21 protein-coding genes are annotated in these 21,806 nt (G+C 66.6%); 20 read left to right on the forward strand and 1 reads right to left on the reverse strand.

Translation table 11 applies throughout. The features are described from left to right. The first annotated feature begins 17 nt into the window (after positions 1-17). The 20 genes from J2X09_RS16075 (at position 18) to J2X09_RS16170 (ending at position 19,982) form a co-directional block, all read left to right on the forward strand. Complete coding sequence (locus J2X09_RS16075; protein WP_204731265.1) at positions 18-1,253, forward strand: branched-chain amino acid ABC transporter substrate-binding protein; 1,236 nt, start codon at positions 18-20, stop codon at positions 1,251-1,253. 169 nt (positions 1,254-1,422) lie between these two features. After that, on the forward strand, positions 1,423-2,457 hold the full coding sequence (locus tag J2X09_RS16080; protein ID WP_204731264.1) for a branched-chain amino acid ABC transporter permease: 1,035 nt from the start codon (positions 1,423-1,425) through the stop codon (positions 2,455-2,457). A 3-nt stretch (positions 2,458-2,460) separates the two neighbouring features. Then, positions 2,461-3,753 carry a branched-chain amino acid ABC transporter permease gene (locus J2X09_RS16085; protein WP_204731263.1) on the forward strand — a complete coding sequence of 431 codons (1,293 nt, stop codon included), beginning with the start codon at positions 2,461-2,463 and terminating at the stop codon, positions 3,751-3,753. Further along, on the forward strand, positions 3,750-4,535 hold the full coding sequence (locus J2X09_RS16090) for an ABC transporter ATP-binding protein (protein ID WP_204731262.1): 786 nt from the start codon (positions 3,750-3,752) through the stop codon (positions 4,533-4,535). The genes J2X09_RS16085 and J2X09_RS16090 overlap by 4 nt, the downstream gene beginning before the upstream one ends. Before the next feature lie 82 nt (positions 4,536-4,617). After that, positions 4,618-5,313 carry an ABC transporter ATP-binding protein gene (locus J2X09_RS16095; RefSeq protein ID WP_204731261.1) on the forward strand — a complete coding sequence of 232 codons (696 nt, stop codon included), beginning with the start codon at positions 4,618-4,620 and terminating at the stop codon, positions 5,311-5,313. 361 nt (positions 5,314-5,674) lie between these two features. After that, positions 5,675-7,786, forward strand: coding sequence for a 3-hydroxyacyl-CoA dehydrogenase NAD-binding domain-containing protein (locus J2X09_RS16100; RefSeq protein WP_204731260.1), 2,112 nt, complete (start codon positions 5,675-5,677; stop codon positions 7,784-7,786). Between the two features lie 41 nt (positions 7,787-7,827). Further along, entirely contained in the window at positions 7,828-9,003 is a 1,176-nt protein-coding gene (locus tag J2X09_RS16105; protein WP_204731259.1) for an acetyl-CoA C-acyltransferase, read from the forward strand. A gap of 12 nt (positions 9,004-9,015) precedes the next feature. Beyond that, a complete protein-coding gene (locus J2X09_RS16110) occupies positions 9,016-9,453 on the forward strand; it encodes a PaaI family thioesterase (protein WP_204731258.1) in 438 nt (145 codons plus the stop codon). 16 nt (positions 9,454-9,469) lie between these two features. Then, positions 9,470-11,293, forward strand: coding sequence for an acyl-CoA dehydrogenase (locus J2X09_RS16115; RefSeq protein WP_204731257.1), 1,824 nt, complete (start codon positions 9,470-9,472; stop codon positions 11,291-11,293). After that, on the forward strand, positions 11,293-11,595 hold the full coding sequence (locus J2X09_RS16120; protein WP_204731256.1) for a Dabb family protein: 303 nt from the start codon (positions 11,293-11,295) through the stop codon (positions 11,593-11,595). Before J2X09_RS16115 ends, J2X09_RS16120 begins: the two co-directional genes overlap by 1 nt. Before the next feature lie 192 nt (positions 11,596-11,787). Further along, positions 11,788-12,579 (forward strand): SDR family oxidoreductase, encoded by a 792-nt coding sequence (locus J2X09_RS16125; protein ID WP_204731255.1) that lies wholly within the window; start codon positions 11,788-11,790, stop codon positions 12,577-12,579. 7 nt (positions 12,580-12,586) lie between these two features. Beyond that, positions 12,587-13,015: a PaaI family thioesterase gene (locus J2X09_RS16130; RefSeq protein WP_204731254.1), complete on the forward strand. Its 429-nt coding sequence runs from the start codon at positions 12,587-12,589 to the stop codon at positions 13,013-13,015. Between the two features lie 25 nt (positions 13,016-13,040). Then, positions 13,041-14,057, forward strand: coding sequence for an NADP-dependent oxidoreductase (locus J2X09_RS16135; protein ID WP_204731253.1), 1,017 nt, complete (start codon positions 13,041-13,043; stop codon positions 14,055-14,057). Between the two features lie 109 nt (positions 14,058-14,166). Further along, positions 14,167-15,807 (forward strand): isovaleryl-CoA dehydrogenase, encoded by a 1,641-nt coding sequence (locus J2X09_RS16140; RefSeq protein ID WP_204731252.1) that lies wholly within the window; start codon positions 14,167-14,169, stop codon positions 15,805-15,807. 20 nt (positions 15,808-15,827) lie between these two features. Continuing rightward, positions 15,828-16,763 (forward strand): glutathione S-transferase family protein, encoded by a 936-nt coding sequence (locus J2X09_RS16145; RefSeq protein ID WP_204731251.1) that lies wholly within the window; start codon positions 15,828-15,830, stop codon positions 16,761-16,763. Then, positions 16,760-17,221 (forward strand): GNAT family N-acetyltransferase, encoded by a 462-nt coding sequence (locus J2X09_RS16150; protein WP_310308761.1) that lies wholly within the window; start codon positions 16,760-16,762, stop codon positions 17,219-17,221. The genes J2X09_RS16145 and J2X09_RS16150 overlap by 4 nt, the downstream gene beginning before the upstream one ends. A gap of 32 nt (positions 17,222-17,253) precedes the next feature. Further along, positions 17,254-18,159: an SDR family oxidoreductase gene (locus tag J2X09_RS16155; protein WP_204731250.1), complete on the forward strand. Its 906-nt coding sequence runs from the start codon at positions 17,254-17,256 to the stop codon at positions 18,157-18,159. A gap of 7 nt (positions 18,160-18,166) precedes the next feature. Further along, the gene (locus tag J2X09_RS16160; RefSeq protein WP_204731249.1) at positions 18,167-18,724 is read left to right on the forward strand and encodes a methylated-DNA--[protein]-cysteine S-methyltransferase; all 558 of its coding nucleotides are present in this window, start codon (positions 18,167-18,169) and stop codon (positions 18,722-18,724) included. Further along, positions 18,721-19,641, forward strand: coding sequence for a helix-turn-helix transcriptional regulator (locus J2X09_RS16165; protein ID WP_204731248.1), 921 nt, complete (start codon positions 18,721-18,723; stop codon positions 19,639-19,641). Before J2X09_RS16160 ends, J2X09_RS16165 begins: the two co-directional genes overlap by 4 nt. After that, on the forward strand, positions 19,620-19,982 hold the full coding sequence (locus tag J2X09_RS16170) for a VOC family protein (protein WP_204731247.1): 363 nt from the start codon (positions 19,620-19,622) through the stop codon (positions 19,980-19,982). The genes J2X09_RS16165 and J2X09_RS16170 overlap by 22 nt, the downstream gene beginning before the upstream one ends. Before the next feature lie 19 nt (positions 19,983-20,001). On the opposite strand, the gene J2X09_RS16175 is transcribed toward J2X09_RS16170, so the two are convergent. Continuing rightward, the gene (locus J2X09_RS16175; protein WP_204731246.1) at positions 20,002-21,795 is read right to left on the reverse strand and encodes a monovalent cation:proton antiporter-2 (CPA2) family protein; all 1,794 of its coding nucleotides are present in this window, start codon (positions 21,793-21,795) and stop codon (positions 20,002-20,004) included. Positions 21,796-21,806: the final 11 nt, after the last annotated feature.

Genomic DNA, 21,806 nt, shown 5'->3' on the forward strand with positions numbered 1-21,806 from the left:
CAACAAGGAGACAAGCTATGAAACTGACCGTGAAGATCGTGGCTGGCGCCGCCATGCTGGTGGCTGCAGGTGCAACGTTTGCCCAGGCGGGCGAAACCGTCAAGATGGTGCGGATCGATCCCTTGACGGGCCTGCTTGGCCCCGTGGGCGTGAGCCAGATCAAGGGCTACCAGTTCTTTGCCGAGAAGTTCAGCGGCAAGGGCAACCCGGCCGGGGTGAAGTTCGAGGTCACCCCGATCGACAACAAGCTCAGCCCGGCCGAAAGCCTCAATGCCCTCAAGGCGGCGATCGATCAGGGCGCGCGCTACATCATCCAGGGCAACGGCTCTTCCGTGGCCCTGGCGCTGGCCGATGCGGTCGAGAAGCACAACGCCCGCAACCCCGGCAAGGAAGTGCTGTACCTCAACGACTCCGCGGTCGACCCGGACCTCACCAACAGCAAGTGCAGCTACTGGCACTTCCGCTTCGACGCGGACACCTCCATGAAGATGGAAGCCATGGCCAGCTTCATCGCCAAGCAGCCCGACATCAAGAAGGTGTACTTCCTGAACCAGAACTACTCGCATGGCCATCAGGTCGTGAAGTACGGCAAGGACGCCCTCACGCGCAAACGTCCGGACATCCAGTTCGTCGGCGAAGACCTGCACCCGCTGGCCCAGACGCGCGACTTCGCGCCCTACATCGCCAAGATCAAGGCCTCGGGCGCCGACACCGTGATCACCGGCAACTGGGGTTCGGACCTCTCCCTGCTGATCAAGGCGGCCAACGAGAACGGCTACAACGGCAAGTTCTTCACGTACTACGCCGGTGTCACCGGAACGCCGACGGCGCTGGGCACCAACGGTGCGGGCCGGGTCTACCAGATCGCCTACAACCACTACAACATGGGTGGGCAGATGGACACCTGGATGAAGGAGTTCAACCAGAAGTACAACGACGATTTCTACACGGGTGCGACGATCCGCATCTTCGAAATGCTGGGCGCCGCCATGGCCAAGGCCAAATCGACCGACCCGGTGAAGGTGGCCGCGGCCATGGAAGGCCTGACGGTCAAGAGCTTCAACGGTGAGGTGCAGATGCGCAAGACCGACCACCAGCTGCAGCAGCCGCTGTACATGTCGGTGTGGCAGAAGGCCGATGCCAAGTACCCGTACAGCCCGGAGAAGACCGGCATGACGCTGGCACCGGTGGCGGAGTACCCGAACTATGTGTCGAGCACGCCCACCAGCTGCCAGATGAAACGACCTGGATGAGGGTTCACCCCCGCCGCGCTTCGCGCGCCCCCCTCTAGGGGGCGACACTGGCGGCCCGGCAGAGCCGGTTCCGCGGTGTCTCTTGAGGGGGTGTCGAGCGCAGAGAGAGCCCGACACGGGGTGCCGTTTCGGGCTCTTTCACTTGCAACGATGAGGAAGGTCTGAGGGAATGGAGTTTTTCATCATCTCGATGCTGAACGGTTTGAGCTACGGGCTCCTGCTGTTCATGCTGAGTTCGGGGCTGACGCTGATCTTCAGCATGATGGGCGTGCTCAATTTCGCGCACGCCAGTTTCTACATGCTGGGTGCCTACGTGGGTTACACCGTGGCGCAGTTCGTCGGCTTCTGGCCAGCGCTGCTGATTTCGCCCATCGTGGTGGGCCTGCTCGGTGCGGCGTTTGAACGCCAGTGCCTGCGCAAGGTGCACAAGTACGGCCACGTGCCCGAGCTTCTCGTGACCTTCGGTCTGTCCTATGTCATCGTCGAACTGGTGCAGCTGATCTGGGGCCGCATCGCGGTCGAATTCCGCCCGCCCGAAGAGCTTCGCGGCCCGGTGTTCACCCTCATCAACCATTCCATCGATGGCATGCGCCTGGTGTGGGGTGCTGCGGCGCCCGAGATGTGCAGCGCGGCCGATGCCGCGGTGCGCGTGGTCTGCTCGCCGTTCCCTGCCACGCGCGGTTTCATGATGCTGGTGGCGGTGGTGATGCTGGCCTCGGTATGGCTGCTGCTCACGCGCACCCGCATCGGTCTGGTGATCCAGGCCGCACTGACGCATCCGGAGGCGGTCGAATCGCTCGGCCACAACGTGCCGCGCGTGTTCATGCTGGTCTTCGGTGCGGGTTCCGCGCTGGCCGGGCTGGCGGGCGTGATCGGCGGCAGCACCTTCCTGACCGAGCCCGCCATGGCCGCGACCGTGGGGTCGGTGATCTTCGTGGTGGTGGTGGTCGGTGGCATGGGTTCGCTCTCGGGCGCGTTCGTCGCCTCGCTGCTCATCGGCGTCGTGCAGACCTTCGCCGTCGCCTTCGAGTACTCGCTGCTCACGCTGGCCGACCAGATCGGCCTGCCGCTGTCCGACGCCCTGCGCAACAACTCGTACATCAAGCTCACGCTGTCACAGGTGGCGCCCATCCTGCCGTACCTGTTCCTCGTGCTCATCCTCATCTTCCGCCCCCGTGGGCTGCTGGGCAAGCGGGAGACCTGATCCATGACGACCAAGTACTACGAATTCAAACCCCTGAACGTGGGGCGCTGGCTGACCTGGGGCCTTTTCGCGCTGCTGCTCATCGTGGCGCCGAAAATCTTCACCAGTGGCCTGGCGATGACCGTGCTCTCGCAGATGGGCATCGCCATCATTGCCTGCCTGTCCTACAACATTCTGCTGGGGCAGGGCGGCATGCTGAGCTTCGGCCATGCCGTCTACACCGGGCTCGGATCGTTCATGGCCATCCACGCGCTCAACCGAGTGACCGAAGGCACGCTGAGCCTGCCGGTGTCGCTGATCCCGATCGTGGGCGGCCTGGCCGGCGTGTTCTTCGCCGTGCTGTTCGGCTACGTGACCACACGCAAGGCCGGCACCACCTTCGCCATGATCACGCTGGGCCTGGGGGAACTGGTGTTCGCTCTCTCGCTCATGATCCCCGAGTTTTTCGGCGGCGAGGGCGGGGTGTCGGGCGACCGCATGGCGGGCAAGCCGTTCATGGGCGTCACCTTCGGCCCGCAGGTGCAGGTGTACTACCTCATCGCGGTCTACACCTTCATCTCGGTCGCGCTCATGTACGCATTCACGCGCACACCGCTGGGCCGCATTCTCAACGCGGTGCGCGACAACCCGGAGCGCGTCGAGTTCGTGGGCTACGACACGCAGAAGGTGCGCTACTTCGCGTTCATCATCGCGGGCTTCTTCGCCGGCATCTCCGGCGGCCTGGGCGCATTGAACTTCGAGATCGTCACGGCCGAGGTGGTGGGCGCGGCACGTTCTGGCGCCTACCTGCTGTTCACGTTTCTCGGCGGCGCCACCTTCTTCTTCGGCCCCATCATCGGCGGCGTGCTCATGGTGCTCGCACTGATCCTGCTGTCCGAGCTCACCAAGGCCTGGCTGCTGTACCTGGGCCTGATCTTCCTGTTCATGGTGATGTACGCGCCGGGCGGCATTGCCAGCCTGATCATGATGAACCTGCGCGTGGCGGCCTTCGGGCGGCTGCGCGAACTCTGGGTGAGTTACCTCGCCCTGGCCGGCACCGCGCTGGTGATGCTGGCGGGTGCTGCGGCCATGATCGAGATGGTCTACCACCTGCAGCTCAACACCACGCTGGGCTCCGAGCTGCGCTTCCTCGGCGTGCCGCTGGATGCGCACGGCCTCAACAGCTGGTTCGGCGCGGGCATGGTCCTGCTGACCGGCTTCGGGCTGTTCGAGCTCACGCGCCGCGCCTTCCTGCGCCAGTGGGGCGAGATCCAGGAATACATCGAAAAGGAAATCAAGCGAAGGGAAGCCCTGTGAGCACCGCCCCATCGAACTACGCGCTCGAGCTGAAAGACCTGCGCAAGAGTTTCGGCAAGACCGAGATCATCCGCGGCGTGAACCTGGCCGTGAACGCCGGTGAGCGCGTGGGCATCATCGGCCCCAACGGGGCCGGCAAGTCCACACTGTTCAACCTCATCAGTGGCCGATTCGCGCCCACCAGCGGGCAGGTGCTGCTCAATGGCCAGCGCATTGATGGCAAGAAGCCGTTCGAGATCAACCGCGCCGGCCTCTCGCGCAGCTTCCAGATCACCAACATCTTCCCCAAGCTCAGCGTGTTCGAGAACCTGCGCTGTGGTGTGCTCTGGAGCCTGGGTTACAAGTACACCTTCCTGAAGTTCCTGGCCGACCTCGACGACGCCAACGAACGCGCCGAGCAATTGATGGAAATGATCAAGCTCGACCGCAAGCGCGACGTGCTGGCCATGAACCTCACCTACGCCGAGCAGCGCGCGCTGGAGATCGGCATCACCATCGCCGGTGGCGCGAACGTGATCCTGCTCGACGAGCCCACCGCCGGCATGAGCAAGAGCGAGACCAGTCGCTTCATCAGCCTCATCAAGGAAGTGACCGTGGGCAAAACCCTGCTCACGGTGGAGCACGACATGGGCGTGGTGTTCGGCCTGGCCGACCGGATCGCCGTGGTGGTCTATGGCGAAGTGCTGGCCTTCGACACGCCCGCGGCCGTGCGGGCCAACCAGCGCGTGCAGGAGGCTTATCTTGGTTCTCACGTGGCAGATGCTCAGGGAGCGGCAGCATGAACCCCCACGTTTGCGGCTTTGCCGCTGCACTGCCCCCCGAGGGGGCGCGGCCCTCCTTGGGGCGGCCCAGCGGAGTACCAAGATGCTAAAGATCGAAAATCTCCACGCCTACTACGGCAAGAGCCACGTCCTGCACGGCGTGAGCTTCGAGGTGCAGCCGGGCGAGATCGTCGCGCTGCTGGGCCGCAACGGCTCGGGCCGCTCCACCACCGCCAAGGCCGTCATGGGCCTGGTCGACTGCCAGGGCAGCATCCACTGGAAGGGCCAGCAGATCATGGGCAGGAAGGCCTATGAGGTGGCACACCTGGGCCTGGGTTACGTGCCCGAGAACCGCGACATCTTCCCCACGCTCACGGTGCACCAGAACCTGATGCTGGGCCAGAAGGGCAGCGGCAAGGGCTCGCGCTGGACCTTCGAGGACATGTACAACATGTTCCCGCGCCTGCGCGAGCGCCAGCACACCGAGGCCGGCGTGCTCTCGGGCGGCGAGCAGCAGATGCTGACTCTGTGCCGAACGCTGATGGGTGACCCGGACCTGATCATCATCGACGAACCCACAGAAGGCCTGGCGCCCAAGATTGTCGAGCTGGTGGGCCAGTACCTGCAGACGCTCAAGTCGCGCGGCGTGTCGGTGCTGCTGATCGAACAGAAGCTGACCATCGCGATGGCGATTTCCGACCGCGCGCTGGTGATGGGGCACGGCAGCATCGTGTTCCAGGGCACACCGGAGAGCCTGCGCGCCGATCCATACACCCGCAAGGAGTGGCTGGAGGTTTAGAGCGTGGCCCCCACGCTCCGCCGCTGCGCGGGTCGCTGCCCCCCAAGGGGGCTTTCCCGGCTTGGGGCGGCCCGGCACCGGGAATCCCCCTGCGCCGCCTGCGGCGTCACCCCCCACTGGGGGGCGATGCCTGTGGGCCGGCGGAGCCGGACCCACGGCATCCTGGGTCCGGGCACGCGCTCCGGCTGCAGCCCGGTACACAGTCTTTCCGCGTTTCACCTTTCCCGAGACAAGCCGGCGACACCCGCCCCTTTGCGGCGCCGCACAATCTTTCTAGAATCGAACGATCGTTCTTTTTACAGAAGAGCGTCACAGTCAACGCCCTCAGGCACTGCCCGACATACACAACGAAGGAGCTTTCATGACCGCTGAGTACAAGGTCCACGGCGATGTGGCCGTCATCACCATGAACAACCCGCCGGTCAACGGCCTGGGCCTGTCGACGCGGCAAGGCATCACCGATGGGCTGGCCAAGGCCGAGGGCGATCCGGCGGTCAAGGCGATCGTGCTCACCGGTGCGGGCAAGGCGTTTTCGGGTGGTGCGGACATCCGTGAGTTCGGCTCGCCCAAGGCGCTGGCCGAACCGAACCTGCTGTCGGTCATTCTGGCGGTGGAAAACGCCTCGAAGCCGGTGGTGGCGGCCATTCACTCGGTGGCCATGGGCGGCGGCCTGGAGCTGGCACTGGGTTGCCATTACCGCATTGCCGCACCCGGCACCAACGTGGCATTGCCCGAAGTGAAGCTGGGCCTGATTCCGGGTGCCGGTGGCACGCAGCGCCTGCCGCGCGCCCTGGGCGTGGAACCCGCGCTGAACATGATCGTGAGCGGCGAAGCCGTCAAGAGCGAAATGCTGGCGCAGGTGCCGGGCCAGATGCTGTTCAACAAGCTGGCCGCATCGCCGGACAGCCTGGCGGAGGAAGCCCTGGCCCTGGCCCGCGAGATGGCCGCGAAACATGCCGATGGCAGTGCGCTGCCCAAGGTGCGCGACCTGCCTTGCAAGCACCCGAAGGGCGATGCGTACTTCCAGTTCGCGCGCAACATGGTCAAGGGCATGTCGAAGAATTTCCCGGCGCCCGCCAAGTGCGTGGACGCGGTGGAAGCCGCCACCAAGAAGAAGTTCGACGATGGCATGACCTTCGAGCGAGAGATCTTCATCAACCTGATGTGGACGCCCGAGTGCCGCGCGCTGCGCCACCTGTTCACCGCCGAACGCGCCGCGAGCAAGATTCCCGACGTGCCGGAAGACACGCCCAAGCGCGAGATCGCGTCCGTGGCCGTGATCGGCGCCGGCACCATGGGCGGCGGCATTTCCATGAACTTCCTCAACGCGGGCATCCCGGTGAAGATTCTGGAGATGAAGCAGGAGGCGCTGGACCGCGGCATCGCGACCATCCGCAAGAATTACGAAGCCCAGGTGAAGAAGGGCAAGCTCAAGCAGGACAAGTACGAACAGCGCATGTCGCTGCTCAGCACCACGCTGAGCTACGACGATATCGGCTCGGCCGACCTCGTGATCGAGGCCGTGTTCGAGGACATCGGCGTCAAGGAGACGGTGTTCAAGGAACTCGACCGCGTGATGAAGCCCGGCGCGATCCTCGCGTCGAACACCTCCACGCTGGATGTGAACGCCATCGCCAACTTCACCAAGCGTCCGCAGGACGTGGTGGGCCTGCACTTCTTCAGCCCCGCCAACGTGATGAAGCTGCTGGAAGTGGTGCGGGGCGACAAGACCGCCAAGGACGTGATGGCCACCGTGATGGCCGTGGCCAAGAAGATCAAGAAGACGGCTGTGGTCTCGGGCGTGTGCGATGGCTTCATCGGCAATCGCATGATCGAGCAGTACGGCCGCCAGGGCGGCTTCCTGCTGGACGAGGGCTGCACGCCCGAGCAGGTGGACAAGGCGATGGAGAAGTTCGGCATGGCCATGGGCCCGTTCCGCATGGGCGACCTGGCCGGCAACGACATCGGCTGGGCGATCCGCAAGCGCCGCTATGTGGAAAAGCCGGACATGAAGTACAGCAAGACCGCCGACCTGCTGTGCGAGAAGGGCCGCTTCGGGCAGAAGACCGGCGCAGGCTGGTACGACTACGTGCCGGGCAAGCGCGATGCGATCCCGAACGCCGAGGTGGTGAAGATGATCGAGGATCACCGCAAGTCACTGGGCATCACGCCGCGCAAGATTTCCGACGAGGAGATCGTGCAGCGCCTCATCTACGCGCTGGTGAACGAGGCTGCGCACATCCTGGAAGAAGGCATTGCCAACAAGGCGAGCGACATCGACGTGGTCTACATCTTCGGCTACGGCTTCCCCATCCACCGTGGCGGCCCGATGATCTACGCCGACACGGTGGGACTGTTCAATGTGGTGCAGAGCATGAAGCGCTTTGCGAAGAACCCGCTGGACGACGCGAAATTCTGGGAGCCGGCGCCGCTGCTGGCCCGTCTGGTCGCTGAAGGCAAGACCTTCAACTAAGCCCACCGCCAGCAAAAGACCGAATCAGGAGAACATTCATCATGACCAACGCCGTCATCGTTTCCACCGCCCGCACCCCCCTGGCCAAGAGCTGGAAGGGCGCCTTCAACATGACCCACGGTGCCACCCTGGGTGGCCATGCGGTGCAGCACGCCGTGCAGCGCGCCGGCATCGAGGCCGCCGAGGTGGACGACGTCATCATGGGCTGCGCCAATCCCGAAGGCGCCACCGGCGCCAACATCGCGCGCCAGATCGCGCTGCGCGCCGGGCTGCCCATCACCACCTCGGGCGTCACCGTCAACCGCTTCTGCTCCTCCGGCCTGCAAACCATCGCCATGGCCGCGCAGCGCATCATTGCGGGCGAGGGCGATGTGTACGTGGCCGGTGGCGTGGAGAGCATTTCCTGCGTGCAGCAGGAAATGAACACCCACATGCTGGCCGATCCCTGGCTGGTGAAGAACAAGCCCGAGATCTACTGGAACATGCTGCAGACTGCGGAGCAGGTGGCCAAGCGCTACAACATCGGCCGCGACGCCATGGACGAATACGGCGCCGCCAGCCAGCAGAAGGCCACAGCCGCGCTGGAAGCCGGCCTGTTCAAGGCCGAGATTGCGCCGATCACCGTGACCGCCGGCGTGGCCGACAAGGTCATGGGCCTGATCACCAAACAGGTGACGGTGGAGAACGACGAAGGCATTCGCGCTGGCACCACCAAGGAAGGCATCAGCGGCATCCGCTCTGCCGTCCCGGGTGGGCTGGTGTCTGCCGGCAACGCCAGCCAGTTCAGCGATGGCGGCGGCGCCTGCGTGCTGATGAACGAAACCCTGGCCGAGAAGCGTGGCCTGCAGCCGCTGGGCCGCTTCCTTGGCTTTGCGGTCGCGGGTTGCGAGCCTGACGAAATGGGCATCGGCCCGGTGTTCGCCATTCCCAAGGTGCTCAAGCGCCTGGGCCTGAAGATGGACGACATCGACCTGTGGGAACTGAACGAGGCCTTCGCGGTGCAGGTGATTTACTGCCGCGACAAGCTGGGCATTCCGGGCGACCGCCTCAACGTGAACGGCGGTGCCATCGCCGTGGGCCACCCCTATGGAGTGTCCGGCCAGCGCCTGACGGGCCACGCGCTCATCGAAGGCAAGCGCCGTGGCGCCAGGCGCGTCTGCGTGACGATGTGCATCGGCGGCGGCATGGGCGCGGCTGGCATATTCGAAGTGCTCTGAAGGCGAGCCGCCATGGCCGAGGCCAGCGTCAGCCCCGAGGAATTCCTGGCCATGGGGCGAGAGGTGCTGGCGGCCCAGCCGTTCTCGCGCCTGATCGGTGCCGAGCTTGCCGCGTTCTCCCGGGGGCGCTGCGAGCTGCATGTGCCCATCGGTGAGTCGGTCAAGCAGCAGCACGGCTTCGTGCACGGCGGCGTGCTCAGTTACGCGGCCGACAACGCGCTCACCTACGCCGGTGGCAGTGCCCTGGGCTTGCGGGTGGTCACGGCGGAGTTCAAGATCAACTACCTGAGGCCTGCGATCGGCGAGCGGCTGATTGCCCGCGCCGAGGCCGTGCACACGGGGAAGACGCAATCGGTCTGCCGCTGCGATGTGTTCGTCCTCAAGGACGGCGTGGAAAAGCTCTGCGCCGTGGCGCAGGGCACCATTGCCGCGCTGCCACCTCAGAACTGAAGAAGAGACCGTTTCCATGAGCCTGCGTCCGACCGTCGACTTCCTGCTGAACGACTGGCTGCATGTCGAGAGCCTGAACCAGCGCGAGCGCTTCGCCGACCACAGCCGCGAAACCTTCGACGCGGTGTTGGACACCTGCGAGCGCATCGCCCGTGAGAAGTACGCGCCCTTCAACCGCGTGGTGGACACGCAGGAGCCGCATTTCGACGGCGAGAAGGTGATCCTGCCGCAGGCCACGCATGACGCGCAGAAGGCCTACGCCGAGAGCGGCATGCTCAGCGCCGCGCAGGACTACGAGGTCGGCGGCATGCAGCTGCCCTACACGGTGGAGGCGGCCGCCAACGCCTTCTTCGCCATGGCCTCGGTGAGCATCGGCAGCGGCATGCTCACCACCGGCAACGCCAACCTGCTGATGGCGCATGGCACCGATGCCCAGAAGCGGGTGTTCGCGCTCAACGAGTTCTCGGGTCGCTTCTCGGGCACCATGTGCCTGTCCGAACCCCAGGCCGGTTCGTCGCTCAGCGACGTGGCCACCCGCGCCGTGCCGGACGGCCCCGATTTCCAGAGCGATCCGCTCGGACCCCGTTACCGCCTCAAGGGCAACAAGATGTGGATCTCTGCGGGGGAGCATGAGCTCACCGAGAACATCATTCACCTCGTTCTGGCCAAGATTCCCGATGAGAACGGCAGGCTGGTGCCCGGCACGCGGGGCATCTCGCTGTTCATCGTGCCCAAGAAAATCGTGAACCCGGCCGGGGAACTGACAGGCGAACGCAACGACGTGGCCCTGGCCGGCCTGAACCACAAGTGCGGCTGGCGTGGCACCACCAACACGCTGCTCAACTTCGGCGAGGGCAGGTTTCCTGTGAAGGGCGAGGCCGGTGCGGTGGGCTACCTGGTGGGGCAGGCAGGCAAGGGCCTGCACTGCATGTTCCACATGATGAACGAGGCCCGCATCGGCGTGGGCATGGCCGCCACCATGCTTGGCATGGCGGGCTACCACGCGAGTCTGGACTACGCGAAGAACCGCCCGCAGGGCCGCCCGATGGGACCGGCCGGGAAAGACCCGGCGCAGCCGCCGGTGCGCATCATCGAACACGCGGACGTCAAGCGCATGCTGCTGGCGCAGAAGGCGTACTGCGAAGGCGCGCTGGCGCTGGAGCTGTACTGCGCGCGCCTGGTGGACGAGCAACACACCGCCGATGCCACCACGGCAGACGACGCGCGCCTGCTGCTGGAAGTGCTCACGCCCATCGCCAAGAGCTGGCCGAGCGAGTGGTGCCTGGAGGCCAACTCGCTGGCGATCCAGATCCATGGTGGCTACGGCTACACGCGCGACTTTCCCGTGGAGCAGTACTGGCGCGACAACCGCCTGAACATGATCCACGAGGGCACACACGGCATCCAGGCGATGGACCTGCTCGGGCGCAAGGTGCTCATGGAAGGCGGCAAGGGCCTGAGCCTGCTGGCGGGCCGCATCAACGACACCATCCAGCGCGCGATCCACATTCCGGAATTCGCGGCCCACGCCAATGCGCTGGGCCAGGCGCTCGCGCAGGTGGGTGCGGCCACCAAGGCCGCGTGGGCCACGGGCGAGCCGACCGACGCGCTCGCGAACGCCGTGCCCTACCTGCAGGCCTTCGGTCACACCGTGCTGGCCTGGATCTGGCTCGACGTGGCCCTGGCCGCGCATGCCGCGGCCGAATCACCCGCGCGCGCGGGCCGCCTGGCGGCGATGCGCTTCTTCTTCCACTACGAGCTGCCCAAGATCGGCGCGTGGCTGCAGGTGGTGAGCAGCCGGGACCAGACCTGCGCGGCATTGCCCGAAGAGGCGTTCTGATGGTCCACCACATCGTCATGTGGAAGATCAAGGCCACGGCCGATGGCAGCAGCCGCGAGGCCAACATCGCCAAGGCCAAGGCGCTGCTCGATGCCTGCGCCCACCTGGTGCCCGGCATCGTGCGATTCGAGGTGGCCGGTTTTCTGGAAGGCATGGAGTGCACCTACGACCTGGTGCTCAACAGCAGCTTCACGGATCGCGAGGCGTTGGCCGCGTACCAGAACCATCCGTCCCACACCGCCCTCAAACCGTTCATGCGCCTGGTCGTCCAGGAACGACAGTGCATGGACTACGAGATATGAAACACCCTCTGCGCCGCTGCACGGCTTCCCCCTCTCTGGCGCCTTCGGCTTGGAGGGGGACGGCACCTAGGGCCGGCAAAGCCGGACCCTCAGTGCCCCTGGCTTGCGCTGCTGCATGCGTTGCGGGTTGCTCGCCGGCGCGGTGAAGAGAACGATACAGATCGACATCACGCACTTACCACAGGAGACCACATGACCCGGACCATTCCCCAACTCTTCGACCTCAAGGGCAAGACCGCCCTGATCACCGGCGGCTCGCGCGGCCTGGGCCTGCAGATGGCGCATGCGCTGGGTGAGGCCGGCGCGCGCGTGCTGGTGAGTTCGCGCAAGGCCGAGGACCTGGAGAACGCCGTGGCCGAACTGCAGGCCGCCGGCATCGACGCGCGCTGGGTGGCGGCCGATTGCTCGAAAGAGGAAGACATCCATCGCCTGGCCGACGAAAGCCTGCAGCGCCTGGGCGATATCGACATCCTGGTGAACAACGCCGGGGCCGCCTGGGGCGCACCGGCCGAAGACCACCCGGTGGAGGCCTGGGACAAGGTGATGAACCTCAACGTGCGCAGCTATTTCATCCTGAGCCAGGTCATTGCGCGGCGCAGCATGATCGCGCGCAAGTCGGGCCGCATCATCAACACCGCGTCCATCGCCGGCCTGGGCGGCAATCCCTCGGGGATGAACACCATCGCCTACAACACGTCCAAGGGCGCGGTGATCAACTTCACCCGGGCGCTGGCCGCCGAATGGGGCAAGTACGGCATCACCGTCAACGCCATCTGCCCGGGGTTCTTCCCGAGCAAGATGACCGTGGGCACGCTCAAGGCCATGGGCGAGGACAAGCTGGCCGCCCACGCACCACTGCGCCGCCTGGGCGACGACGAAGACCTCAAGGGCCTGACGGTGCTCTACGCGTCCGATGCCGGCAAGCACATCACCGGGCAGTGGCTGGCGGTCGATGGCGGGGTCAGCGTCATCACGGGAGGTTGAGCGCTTCATGGAGTTTTCCGTCCGCATTCCTTTCGTGGAGTTGCTGGGCTTCGAGCTGCACAGGTTCGAAGGAGGGGAGGCGGAGCTGCGCTTCAACCCGGGGCCCGATCACATGAACTCCTTCGACGTCGTGCACGGCGGCGCGAGCATGACCCTGCTGGACGTGGTCATGGCGCACGCCGCGCGCTCCACCGTGCCGGAGATGGGCGCGGTCACCATCGAGATGAAGACCAGCTTCATGCGTGCCGCCAAGGGGCCCTTGCGGGCGACAGGCCGCACCATGCACCGCACTGCCACGCTGGTCTTCACGGAAGGCCACATTCACGACGCCGCAGGCAGGCTGTGTGCCCACGCCACGGGCACCTTCAAGCTGATGCCGCGCCTGGCCACCGGGCCGGGAAGCACGCAAGCCCTCAACCGCATTCCCACCGACTGAATACCCTTTTCCAACGGAGACCACCATGCCCGCCAACCAGCAGATCCTTCTCGACAACCGCCCCGACGGTGAAGCCACCGTCAACAACTTCAAGCTCGTCACCACACAGACGCCCGCGCTGGCCGAGGGCCAGGTGCTGGTGCGCCACCATTTCCTGAGCCTGGACCCGTACATGCGCGGGCGCATGAACGACAGCAAGAGTTACGCCGCCTCGCAGCCGCTGGGCGAGGTCATGATCGGCGGCACCGTGGGCGAGGTGGCCGAATCGAAGCACCCGAAATTCCAGCCCGGCGACAAGGTGGTGGGCATGGGCGGCTGGCAGGAGTACAGCGTGGTCGACGCCGGCCAGCCCGGCGCGCTGCGCAAGGTGGACACCACGCACGTGCCGCTGTCGCACTACCTGGGCGCGGTCGGCATGCCCGGCGTGACCGCCTGGTACGGCCTGGTGAAGATCATCAACCCCAAGGCCGGCGACACCGTGGTGGTGAGCGCGGCCACCGGCGCGGTGGGCAGCGCGTTCGGCGCGCTGGCCAAGGCGCGCGGCTGCCGTGCGGTCGGCATTGCGGGTGGCCCGGACAAATGCAAGTACGCCGTGGAAGAACTCGGCTTCGACGCCTGCATCGACTACAAGCAGCACAAGGACATGTATTCGCTGGCCAAGGCCCTGAAGGAAGTCTGCCCCAAGGGCATCGACGGCTACTTCGAGAACGTGGGGGGCATGGTGCTCGACGCCGTGCTGCTGCGCATGAACGCGTTTGGCCGCATCGCGGTCTGCGGCATGATCGCCGGCTACGACGGCCAGCCATTGCCCCTGGCCAACCCGGCGCTGATCCTCATCAACCGCCTCAAGGTGGAAGGCTTCATCGTCAGCGAACACATGGAAGTCTGGCCTGAGGCATTGACCGAACTGGGCACGCTGGTGGCCACCGGCAAGCTGCGCCCGCGTGAAACCGTGGCGCAGGGCATTGCGGCCGCACCCGAGGCGTTCATGGGCCTGCTCAAGGGCAGGAACTTCGGCAAGCAGCTCGTAAAACTTGTGTAGTCCCGCGCGCCGCCTTCGGCGTCACCCCCCAGGGGCGGCGAAGGCGACCCGGCGGAGCCGGTTCTGCGGTGGCTCTGGATGAAGACACCGCTTCTTTTGAGGAGTCGTTGTGAACGCCACGCATGACGTGTTCAACCAGCCCCTGCCGCTGGTGGATGTGAACCTGTTTGCCGGCAACCAGCCGATGCAGGCCGCGCTGAAGTTCAACGCCCCGTCGCTGGACACGGCCTCGCTGCATGCACTGGGCGCCACCGTGGGCAGCGCGGGAATGCAGACCCACGCCCGCCTGGCCAACGTGCACACGCCGCAGCTCAAGACCCACAGCCGTTTCGGTCACCGCATCGACCAGGTCGAGTTCCACCCGGCGTACCACGCGCTCATGCAGGCGGCCACTGGCGCCGGCCTGCACGGCACCCCCTGGGGCGAAGGCGCCGACCACGCGCACCAGTTGCGCGCCGCCGGCTTCATGCTGTTCACCGAACTCGAACCGTCCATCCTCTGCCCCATCTCGATGAGCTACGCGGTCGCGCCCGCGCTCAAGGACAACCCCGCCATCTGGCGCGACTGGGCGCCCGGCCTCACCAGCCGCGCCTACGACCCCGCGCTCAAGCCCTGGCGCGAGAAGCCCGGCCTGACCATGGGCATGGGCATGACGGAAAAGCAGGGCGGCTCCGACGTGCGGGCGAACACCACCCGCGCCGAGCCCGCTGGCAGTGATGCCTGGGGACAGCGCTACACCGTCACCGGGCACAAGTGGTTCTTTTCCGCGCCGATGTGCGATGCCTTTCTCATCCTCGCGCAGACCGCCAGCGGCCTGAGCTGCCTGTTCCTGCCTCGTGTGCTGCCCGACGGCTCGCTCAACCAGCTGTTCATCCAGCGCCTGAAGGACAAGCTCGGCAACAAGGCCAACGCCAGTTCCGAGGTGGAGTTCGTGGGCGCGAGCGCGTGGCTGGTGGGTGAGGAAGGGCGGGGCGTGCCGCAGATCCTGGCGATGGGCACCATGACGCGGCTCGACTGCGCGCTGGGCACCAGTGGCCTGATGCGTCAGGCGCTGTCCATCGCACTCAACCACACCACGCAGCGCAAGGCCTTCGGCAAGGCGCTGATCGACCAGCCGCTGATGAAGAACGTGCTAGCCGACCTGGCGCTGGAATCCGAAGCCGCGACCGCGCTGGCGCTGCGCCTGGCGCGCAGCTTCGACCGCGCGGGTGATGCGCACGAGCAGGTGATGATGCGCCTGCTCACCCCGGTGGCCAAGTTCTGGATCTGCAAGCGCGGCAGCCACTTTGCCCAGGAAGCCATGGAGTGCCTGGGCGGCAACGGCTATGTGGAAGAGGGCGGCGAAGGCATCATGGCACGCATCTACCGCGAGATGCCGCTGAACTCCATCTGGGAGGGCGCAGGCAACATCATGGCGCTGGACCTGTTGCGCGCGCTGCGCAAGGCCGATGCCGCCGCCGCGCTGGCCCACGAACTGGCGCCCGCGCGTGGCATGCACCCGGCGCTGGACCACCTGGCCGAACGCCTGCCTCTGCGCGTGGAAGAGATGGCCACCGAAATGGAGGCGCGCCGCCTCGCCCAGGACGTGGCCCTGGCCGTGCAGGCCGCGCTGCTGGCCCAGACCGCGCCGGCCGCCGTCTTCGGCGCTTTCTGCGACTCGCGCCTGGGCGGACACTGGGGCTACAGCTTCGGTTCGCTGTCGTCGGGCACCGACGTTGATGCCATCATTGCCCGAGCCATGCCGCGCTGACGACCACGGAAAGTCCCCCCATGCCCGACCTCATCCTGCACCACTACGGTCTCTCGCCCTTCGCCGAGAAGGCTCGCCTCATGCTCGGCCACAAGCGCCTGGCCTGGCGCGGCGTCACCATTCCGGCGACCATGCCCAAGCCCGACGTGATCGCGCTCACCGGTGGCTACCGCCGCACGCCCATCCTGCAGATCGGCGCCGACATCTACTGCGACACCGCGCTCATCTGCGATGTGCTCGAACATGTACAACCCGATCCGCCGCTGTACCCCGAGCATTTCAAGGGCATGGCCCGGGTGCTCGCGCAGTGGGCCGACACCACGCTGTTCTGGGCCTCGATGGGCTACAACCTCAGCCCCAAAGGCGCCGCCGCGCTGTTCGCGGGCCAGCCACCCGAGGTGGGTCAGGCCTTCGCCGCCGACCGTGCCACCATGCGCGCCGGCATGACCAGCCCGCGCCCCGGCGACGCCACGGCGGCCTTCCGCAGCTACCTGCGCCGCCTCTCCACCATGGTGGAAGAACAGCCCTTCCTGCTGGGTGAAGCGCCTTGCATCGCCGACTTTGCCGCCTACCACCCGCTCTGGTTCAGCCGTGTGGCCAACCGCGCCATGGCCGGCATCCTCGATGCCACGCCACCCGTGCTGGAGTGGATGGACCGCATGGCCGCCATCGGCCATGGCCAGATGAGCAAGGTGAGCTCCACCGAGGCCATCGCCACCGCGGCCGCCGCCGAACCCGCGGCCCTGGCGGATGAGGTGTTCCAGGACGAGCACGGCATCGCGCTGGGCAGCCGCGTCACCGTGGCCGCCGAGACCTTCGGCCCCGAACCGACCGAGGGCATCCTGCGCGCGGCCACGCGCACGCGCTACACCCTGGAGCGCGAGGACGCGAGGGCCGGCCGGCTGCACGTGCACTTTCCGCGCATCGGCTACGTGTTGAGGGAAGTGCGCGCTTGAACCCGAGAGAACTGAACTGGCGCTGCCTGCCGTTCGACGCCCTGCATGCCCGCACGCTTTACAACCTGCTGCAGCTGCGCACCGAGGTTTTCGTGATGGAACAGACCTGCATCTTCCAGGACATGGACGGTGCGGACCCGCAATGCTTCCACCTGCTCGGCGAGGAGGCGGACGGCACACTGGTGGCCTACGCCCGGCTTGTGCCGGCCGGCCTCAAGTTCACCGAGGCCAGCATCGGCCGCGTCGTGACGTTGCCGGCCGCACGCGGCGGCGGGCTGGGCCATGTGCTCATGCGCGAGGCGGTGCGGGCGCTGCACGGCCTCTGGGGTGTGCAGCCCATCCGCATCGGCGCGCAGGCGCGACTGGAAGCTTTCTACCGCCAGCACGACTTCGTGCCCGCGAGCGAGATCTACATCGAGGACGGCATCGACCACGTGGAAATGACGCGAGCCGCCTGAACCTTTCACATCACCACACAGGAGACAGACGCATGATTCAGGACTTCAAGGGCAAGACGGCGGTGCTCACCGGCGCGGGTTCGGGCTTCGGGCTGGAGTGCGCCCGCATCGGTGCCCGGCTGGGCATGAACCTGGTGCTGGTGGATGTGCAGCAGGACGCGCTGGACAAGGCCACCGCCGAGATCGAGGCCACCGGCGTGCAGGTGCTCTCGCGCCGGGTCGACGTCTCCAGCAAGGACCAGATGGAAAGCCTCGCCGCGCTGGTGGAGCAGCGCTTCGGCGCGCCGCACTTCGTCTTCAACAACGCCGGCGTGGGCTCGGCCGGGATGATCTGGGAAAACTCCGTGCGGGATTGGGAGTGGGTGCTGGGCGTGAACGTGTGGGGTGTGATCCACGGCGTGCGCCTGTTCACGCCCATGATGCTCGCCGCCGCGAAGAAAGACCCGAACTGGCGCGGCCACATCGTCAACACCGCCAGCATGGCTGGCCTGCTCACGCCGCCCAACATGGGTATCTACAACGTGAGCAAGCACGCCGTGGTGAGCCTCACCGAAACGCTCTACCAGGACCTTAAGCTGGTGAGCGACCAGGTCAGTGCCAGCGTGCTGTGCCCGTACTTCGTGCCCACCGGCATCAACCAGAGCCACCGCAACCGCCCGGCCGAGATGGCCGACGAAAAGCCCACGCAGAGCCAGCTGATCGGCCAGGCCATGACCGACAAGGCCGTGGGCTCTGGCAAGGTCACGGCAGCCGAGGTGGCGCAGCTGGTGTTCGACGCGATCGCCGCCGACCGCTTCTACATCTTCAGCCACCCGCGCGCGCTCGGCAACGTGCGAGCGCGCATGGAGGGCATCGTCAACCAGACCAACCCCGCCGACCCGTTCCACGAGCGCCCCGAAATCGGCGTGGGCCTGCGCGCCGCGCTGCGCGCCATGTGAGGCTGCGGTGGGTGAGGGCGGCCACACACTGTTCGACACCGCCATCGGTGTCTGCGGCATCGCCTGGGAAGGCGATGTGGTGGTGGCGGTGCAACTGCCCGAAGCCGACCTGGCACGCACCCGCTCGCGGATGCTGAAGGGCCTGCCGCCGCTGCCCGAAGTGAGGCAGCCACCGGCACCGGTGCAGGCCGCCATCGAAGGCGTGCAGGCCCTCTTGAACGGCGAAGCAAGGGATCTGCTCGAAGTGCCACTTGACATGGCGCGCGTGAGCCCATTCCAGCGCGAGGTCTACGCCCTGGCCCGTGCCATTCCGCCGGGTCGCACGCGCACCTATGGCGATCTGGCCACGGCGCTGGGTGACGTTGGACTGTCCAGGGCGGTGGGCCAGGCCATGGGCCACAACCCATTCGCCCCCATCGTGCCCTGCCATCGCGTGCTGGCAGCGGGCGGACGCTCCGGCGGGTTTTCCGGTGGCAGCGGCGTGCCGACCAAGCTGCGCATGCTGCAGATCGAGCGAGCGCAGATCGGCGATTCGCCCGGGCTCTTCGATGGGGACGGCACATGATCGCCGCGACGGAGCTTCTGGCCGGTCCCATCCGCGTGATGGACTTCCGCTGCAGCGCCGGGCCTTCGGCGAAGCCGTTCACCGAAGTGCACGATGCGCATTCGGTGTCCTATGTCCGCAAAGGCAGTTTCGGCTACCGGGTGCGTGGGAAGTCCCATGAACTGGTGGCGGGCGCGGTGCTCGTCGGCCATCCGGGTGACGAGTTCATGTGCACGCACGAGCACCACCTGTGCGGTGACGAATGCCTGTCGTTCCACTTCTCGCCCGGCTTCGTGGATCTGGTGGGTGGGACGCGCGGCAACTGGCGTGCTGGCGCCGTGCCGCCTTTGCCCGAGCTCATGGTGCTGGGAGAACTGGCCCAGGCCGTGGCGGGAGGCCACAGCGATGCGGGTCTGGACGAAGTGGGCCTGTGGTTCGCGTCGCGCTTCCTGCAGGTCGTCACGGGCCGCGAGCACGAGGCGCTGGCCGTGAGCGGGCGGGACCGCCGTCGCGCCGTGGAGGTCGCCCTGTGGATCTCAGCGCACTCGCAGGAAGCCATCGACCTGGACCGGGCGGCGGGCGAGGCCTCCCTGAGTCCGTTCCATTTCCTGCGGCTGTTCTCGCGGGCGCTTGGCGTCACGCCGCACCAGTACCTGGTGCGTTCGCGGTTGCGCCAGGCCGCGCGCCTGCTCGCCGAAACCGATGACGCCGTGACGGACGTGGCGCAGGACGTGGGCTTCGCCGACCTGAGCAACTTCGTGCGCACCTTCCACCGCGCGGCGGGTGTGTCGCCGCGCACTTTCCGCCAGGCCGCGCGCCATGGCAGGGCACAAGACCGCAAGATTCTCCAAGACCGCATGGCCTCGCTGATCGACGATGACCGCCTGATCCACCCCTCGAACAGGAAGCCATCGCCATGTACGACCACATTGGACTGAAAGTCAAAGACCTCGCCGCCAGCCGCCGCTTCTACGAAGCCGCGCTTGCACCGCTCGGCCACGTGCTGGGTTCTCACGACGACACCTGTGCCGGGCTGGGCCCCCAGGGTGCACCCGCACTGTGGCTCTACGCCAGCATGGGCGAGAAAGGCGCTGCGGGCACGCATGTGGCTTTCCGCGCGCCCGATCAGAAGGCGGTCGACGCCTTCTACAAGGCAGGCCTGAAAGCCGGTGCGAAAGACAACGGTGGGCCCGGCCCGCGCCCGGACTACAGCCCGACCTACTACGCGGCCTTCCTGATCGATCCGGACGGCAACAACGTCGAAGCCGTCTGCCCTTGACGCCACGGGAAGGCACGGATCAGGCCGGCGCCTGCACTTCCTCGTGTTCGGGCGGCTTCTTCTTGAGGTTGCCCAGCACGAGCTGCCGCCCGGCGAACAGGCCGCCCGCCGCTTCCATGTCCATGCGCTCGGCATCGCGGCGACGCAGGTGTTCCATCACCTCGTCGGCCTCTTCCTCGGCCGCGCCCATGGTCAGCAGCGCCTGCCGGCCCATGGCCATCGCCGACTCGAAGGTCTCGCGCACGAGGTAGCTCACGTCGGCCTTGCGCAGTTCCAGCACGTGCTCGCGGTCGAAGGCGCGCACCAGCAGCTCGGCCTGGGGGAACTCTTCCCTGGCCAGTTCGGCGATGCGCGTGGCGGCCTCCTTGTTGTCCAGGCACACCAGGATGGCCTGCGCCGTGTGCGCGCCTGCGGCGTGGAGGACGTCGGCACGGCAGCCATCGCCGTAGTACACCTTGAAGCCGTACAGCTCGGCGTCGCGGATCATCTGCACGTTGTTGTCGATGATGGTGATGCTCGCGCCGCGCGCGATCACGCCCTGGCTGGCGATCTGGCCGAAGCGGCCGAAGCCGATCACCAGCACGCTGGCGTTCTGCTGGCCATCGACCTTCTCGATGCCGTCGAGCGAGACGGCGCTGTCCGCCGGGGTCAGGCGCTTGTGCACCAGCACCACCAACGGCGTGAGGGCCATGGAGAGCACCACGATCGCGGTCATGTTGGCGTTGACCACGGGGTCGATCACCTTCGCGCCCAGCGCGGCCGCGAACAGCACGAAGGCGAACTCGCCGCCCTGGGCCATGAGCACGGCGCGGTCCAGCGCGTCGGCGTGCGAGCTTTTGGCCAGGCGCGCGACGATGTAGATGCACAGCGCCTTGACGATCATCATGGCCACCACGCCGGCCAGGATGATGGGCCAGTTGCTCGCGACGGCGGCCAGATCCAGCGACATGCCGACGCTCAGGAAGAACAACCCGAGCAGCAGGCCCCGGAACGGCTCGATGTCCGCCTCCAGCTGGTGCCGGAAGGTGGATTCGGAGAGCAGCACGCCGGCCAGGAATGCGCCCATGGCCATGGACAGCCCGCCCACCTGCATCAGCAGGGCGGCGCCGAGCACCACCAGCAGCGCCGCGGCGGTCATCACTTCGCGGGCCTTGGCGTTGGCCAGGATGCGGAAGAGGGGGTTGAGCAACCACACGCCGGCGGCGACCAGAGCCACCAGAGACCCCAGCGCCAGGCCGATGGTGCCCCAGCGCGAGGAACTCGCCGCCACGGTGGCCCCCACATCGGCCGGCGCCATGAACGCCACCACCGCCAGCAACGGCACGATCAACAGATCCTCGAACAGCAGGATGGCGACGATCTTCTGGCCGCGCGGCTGGGCCATGTCGCCCCGCTCGCCGAGCAGCTGCATCACCACGGCGGTGGAGGTGAGCACGAAACCCATGGCGCTCACGAATGAAACGCCCAACGGGAAACCGAACGCCAGGCCCACGCCGGTGAGCAGCAGGCCGCACACGACCACCTGCATGCTGCCCAGGCCGAAGATGGCCTTGCGCAGGCTCCAGAGATGGGAGGGCTGCATTTCCAGCCCGATGACGAAGAGGTACATCACCACCCCGAGCTCGGCCGTGTGCAGGATGGTGGCAGGGTCGCTGATCAGCCCCATGCCGAAGGGCCCGATGGCCAGGCCAGCGGCCAGATAGCCCAGCACCGAGCCCAGACCGATGCGTTTGAACAAGGGCACGGCCACGACCGCGGCACCCAGCAGGGTCACGACTTTGAGCAGATCGCCTGCGCTGCCTTCAACGGCCATGGGGATTCTCC

Source organism: Hydrogenophaga laconesensis, assembly GCF_031457235.1.
Taxonomy (GTDB): Bacteria; Pseudomonadota; Gammaproteobacteria; order Burkholderiales; family Burkholderiaceae_C; genus Hydrogenophaga; species Hydrogenophaga laconesensis.

Coding starts and splice junctions, on each gene's coding strand:
- J2X09_RS16075 (WP_204731265.1), top strand. CDS start 18: ATGAAACTGACCGTGAAGATCGTGGCTGGCGCCGCCATGCTGGTGGCT.
- J2X09_RS16080 (WP_204731264.1), top strand. CDS start 1,423: ATGGAGTTTTTCATCATCTCGATGCTGAACGGTTTGAGCTACGGGCTC.
- J2X09_RS16085 (WP_204731263.1), top strand. CDS start 2,461: ATGACGACCAAGTACTACGAATTCAAACCCCTGAACGTGGGGCGCTGG.
- J2X09_RS16095 (WP_204731261.1), top strand. CDS start 4,618: ATGCTAAAGATCGAAAATCTCCACGCCTACTACGGCAAGAGCCACGTC.
- J2X09_RS16100 (WP_204731260.1), top strand. CDS start 5,675: ATGACCGCTGAGTACAAGGTCCACGGCGATGTGGCCGTCATCACCATG.
- J2X09_RS16105 (WP_204731259.1), top strand. CDS start 7,828: ATGACCAACGCCGTCATCGTTTCCACCGCCCGCACCCCCCTGGCCAAG.
- J2X09_RS16110 (WP_204731258.1), top strand. CDS start 9,016: ATGGCCGAGGCCAGCGTCAGCCCCGAGGAATTCCTGGCCATGGGGCGA.
- J2X09_RS16115 (WP_204731257.1), top strand. CDS start 9,470: ATGAGCCTGCGTCCGACCGTCGACTTCCTGCTGAACGACTGGCTGCAT.
- J2X09_RS16120 (WP_204731256.1), top strand. CDS start 11,293: ATGGTCCACCACATCGTCATGTGGAAGATCAAGGCCACGGCCGATGGC.
- J2X09_RS16125 (WP_204731255.1), top strand. CDS start 11,788: ATGACCCGGACCATTCCCCAACTCTTCGACCTCAAGGGCAAGACCGCC.
- J2X09_RS16130 (WP_204731254.1), top strand. CDS start 12,587: ATGGAGTTTTCCGTCCGCATTCCTTTCGTGGAGTTGCTGGGCTTCGAG.
- J2X09_RS16135 (WP_204731253.1), top strand. CDS start 13,041: ATGCCCGCCAACCAGCAGATCCTTCTCGACAACCGCCCCGACGGTGAA.
- J2X09_RS16145 (WP_204731251.1), top strand. CDS start 15,828: ATGCCCGACCTCATCCTGCACCACTACGGTCTCTCGCCCTTCGCCGAG.
- J2X09_RS16155 (WP_204731250.1), top strand. CDS start 17,254: ATGATTCAGGACTTCAAGGGCAAGACGGCGGTGCTCACCGGCGCGGGT.
- J2X09_RS16165 (WP_204731248.1), top strand. CDS start 18,721: ATGATCGCCGCGACGGAGCTTCTGGCCGGTCCCATCCGCGTGATGGAC.
- J2X09_RS16170 (WP_204731247.1), top strand. CDS start 19,620: ATGTACGACCACATTGGACTGAAAGTCAAAGACCTCGCCGCCAGCCGC.
- J2X09_RS16175 (WP_204731246.1), bottom strand. CDS start 21,795: ATGGCCGTTGAAGGCAGCGCAGGCGATCTGCTCAAAGTCGTGACCCTG.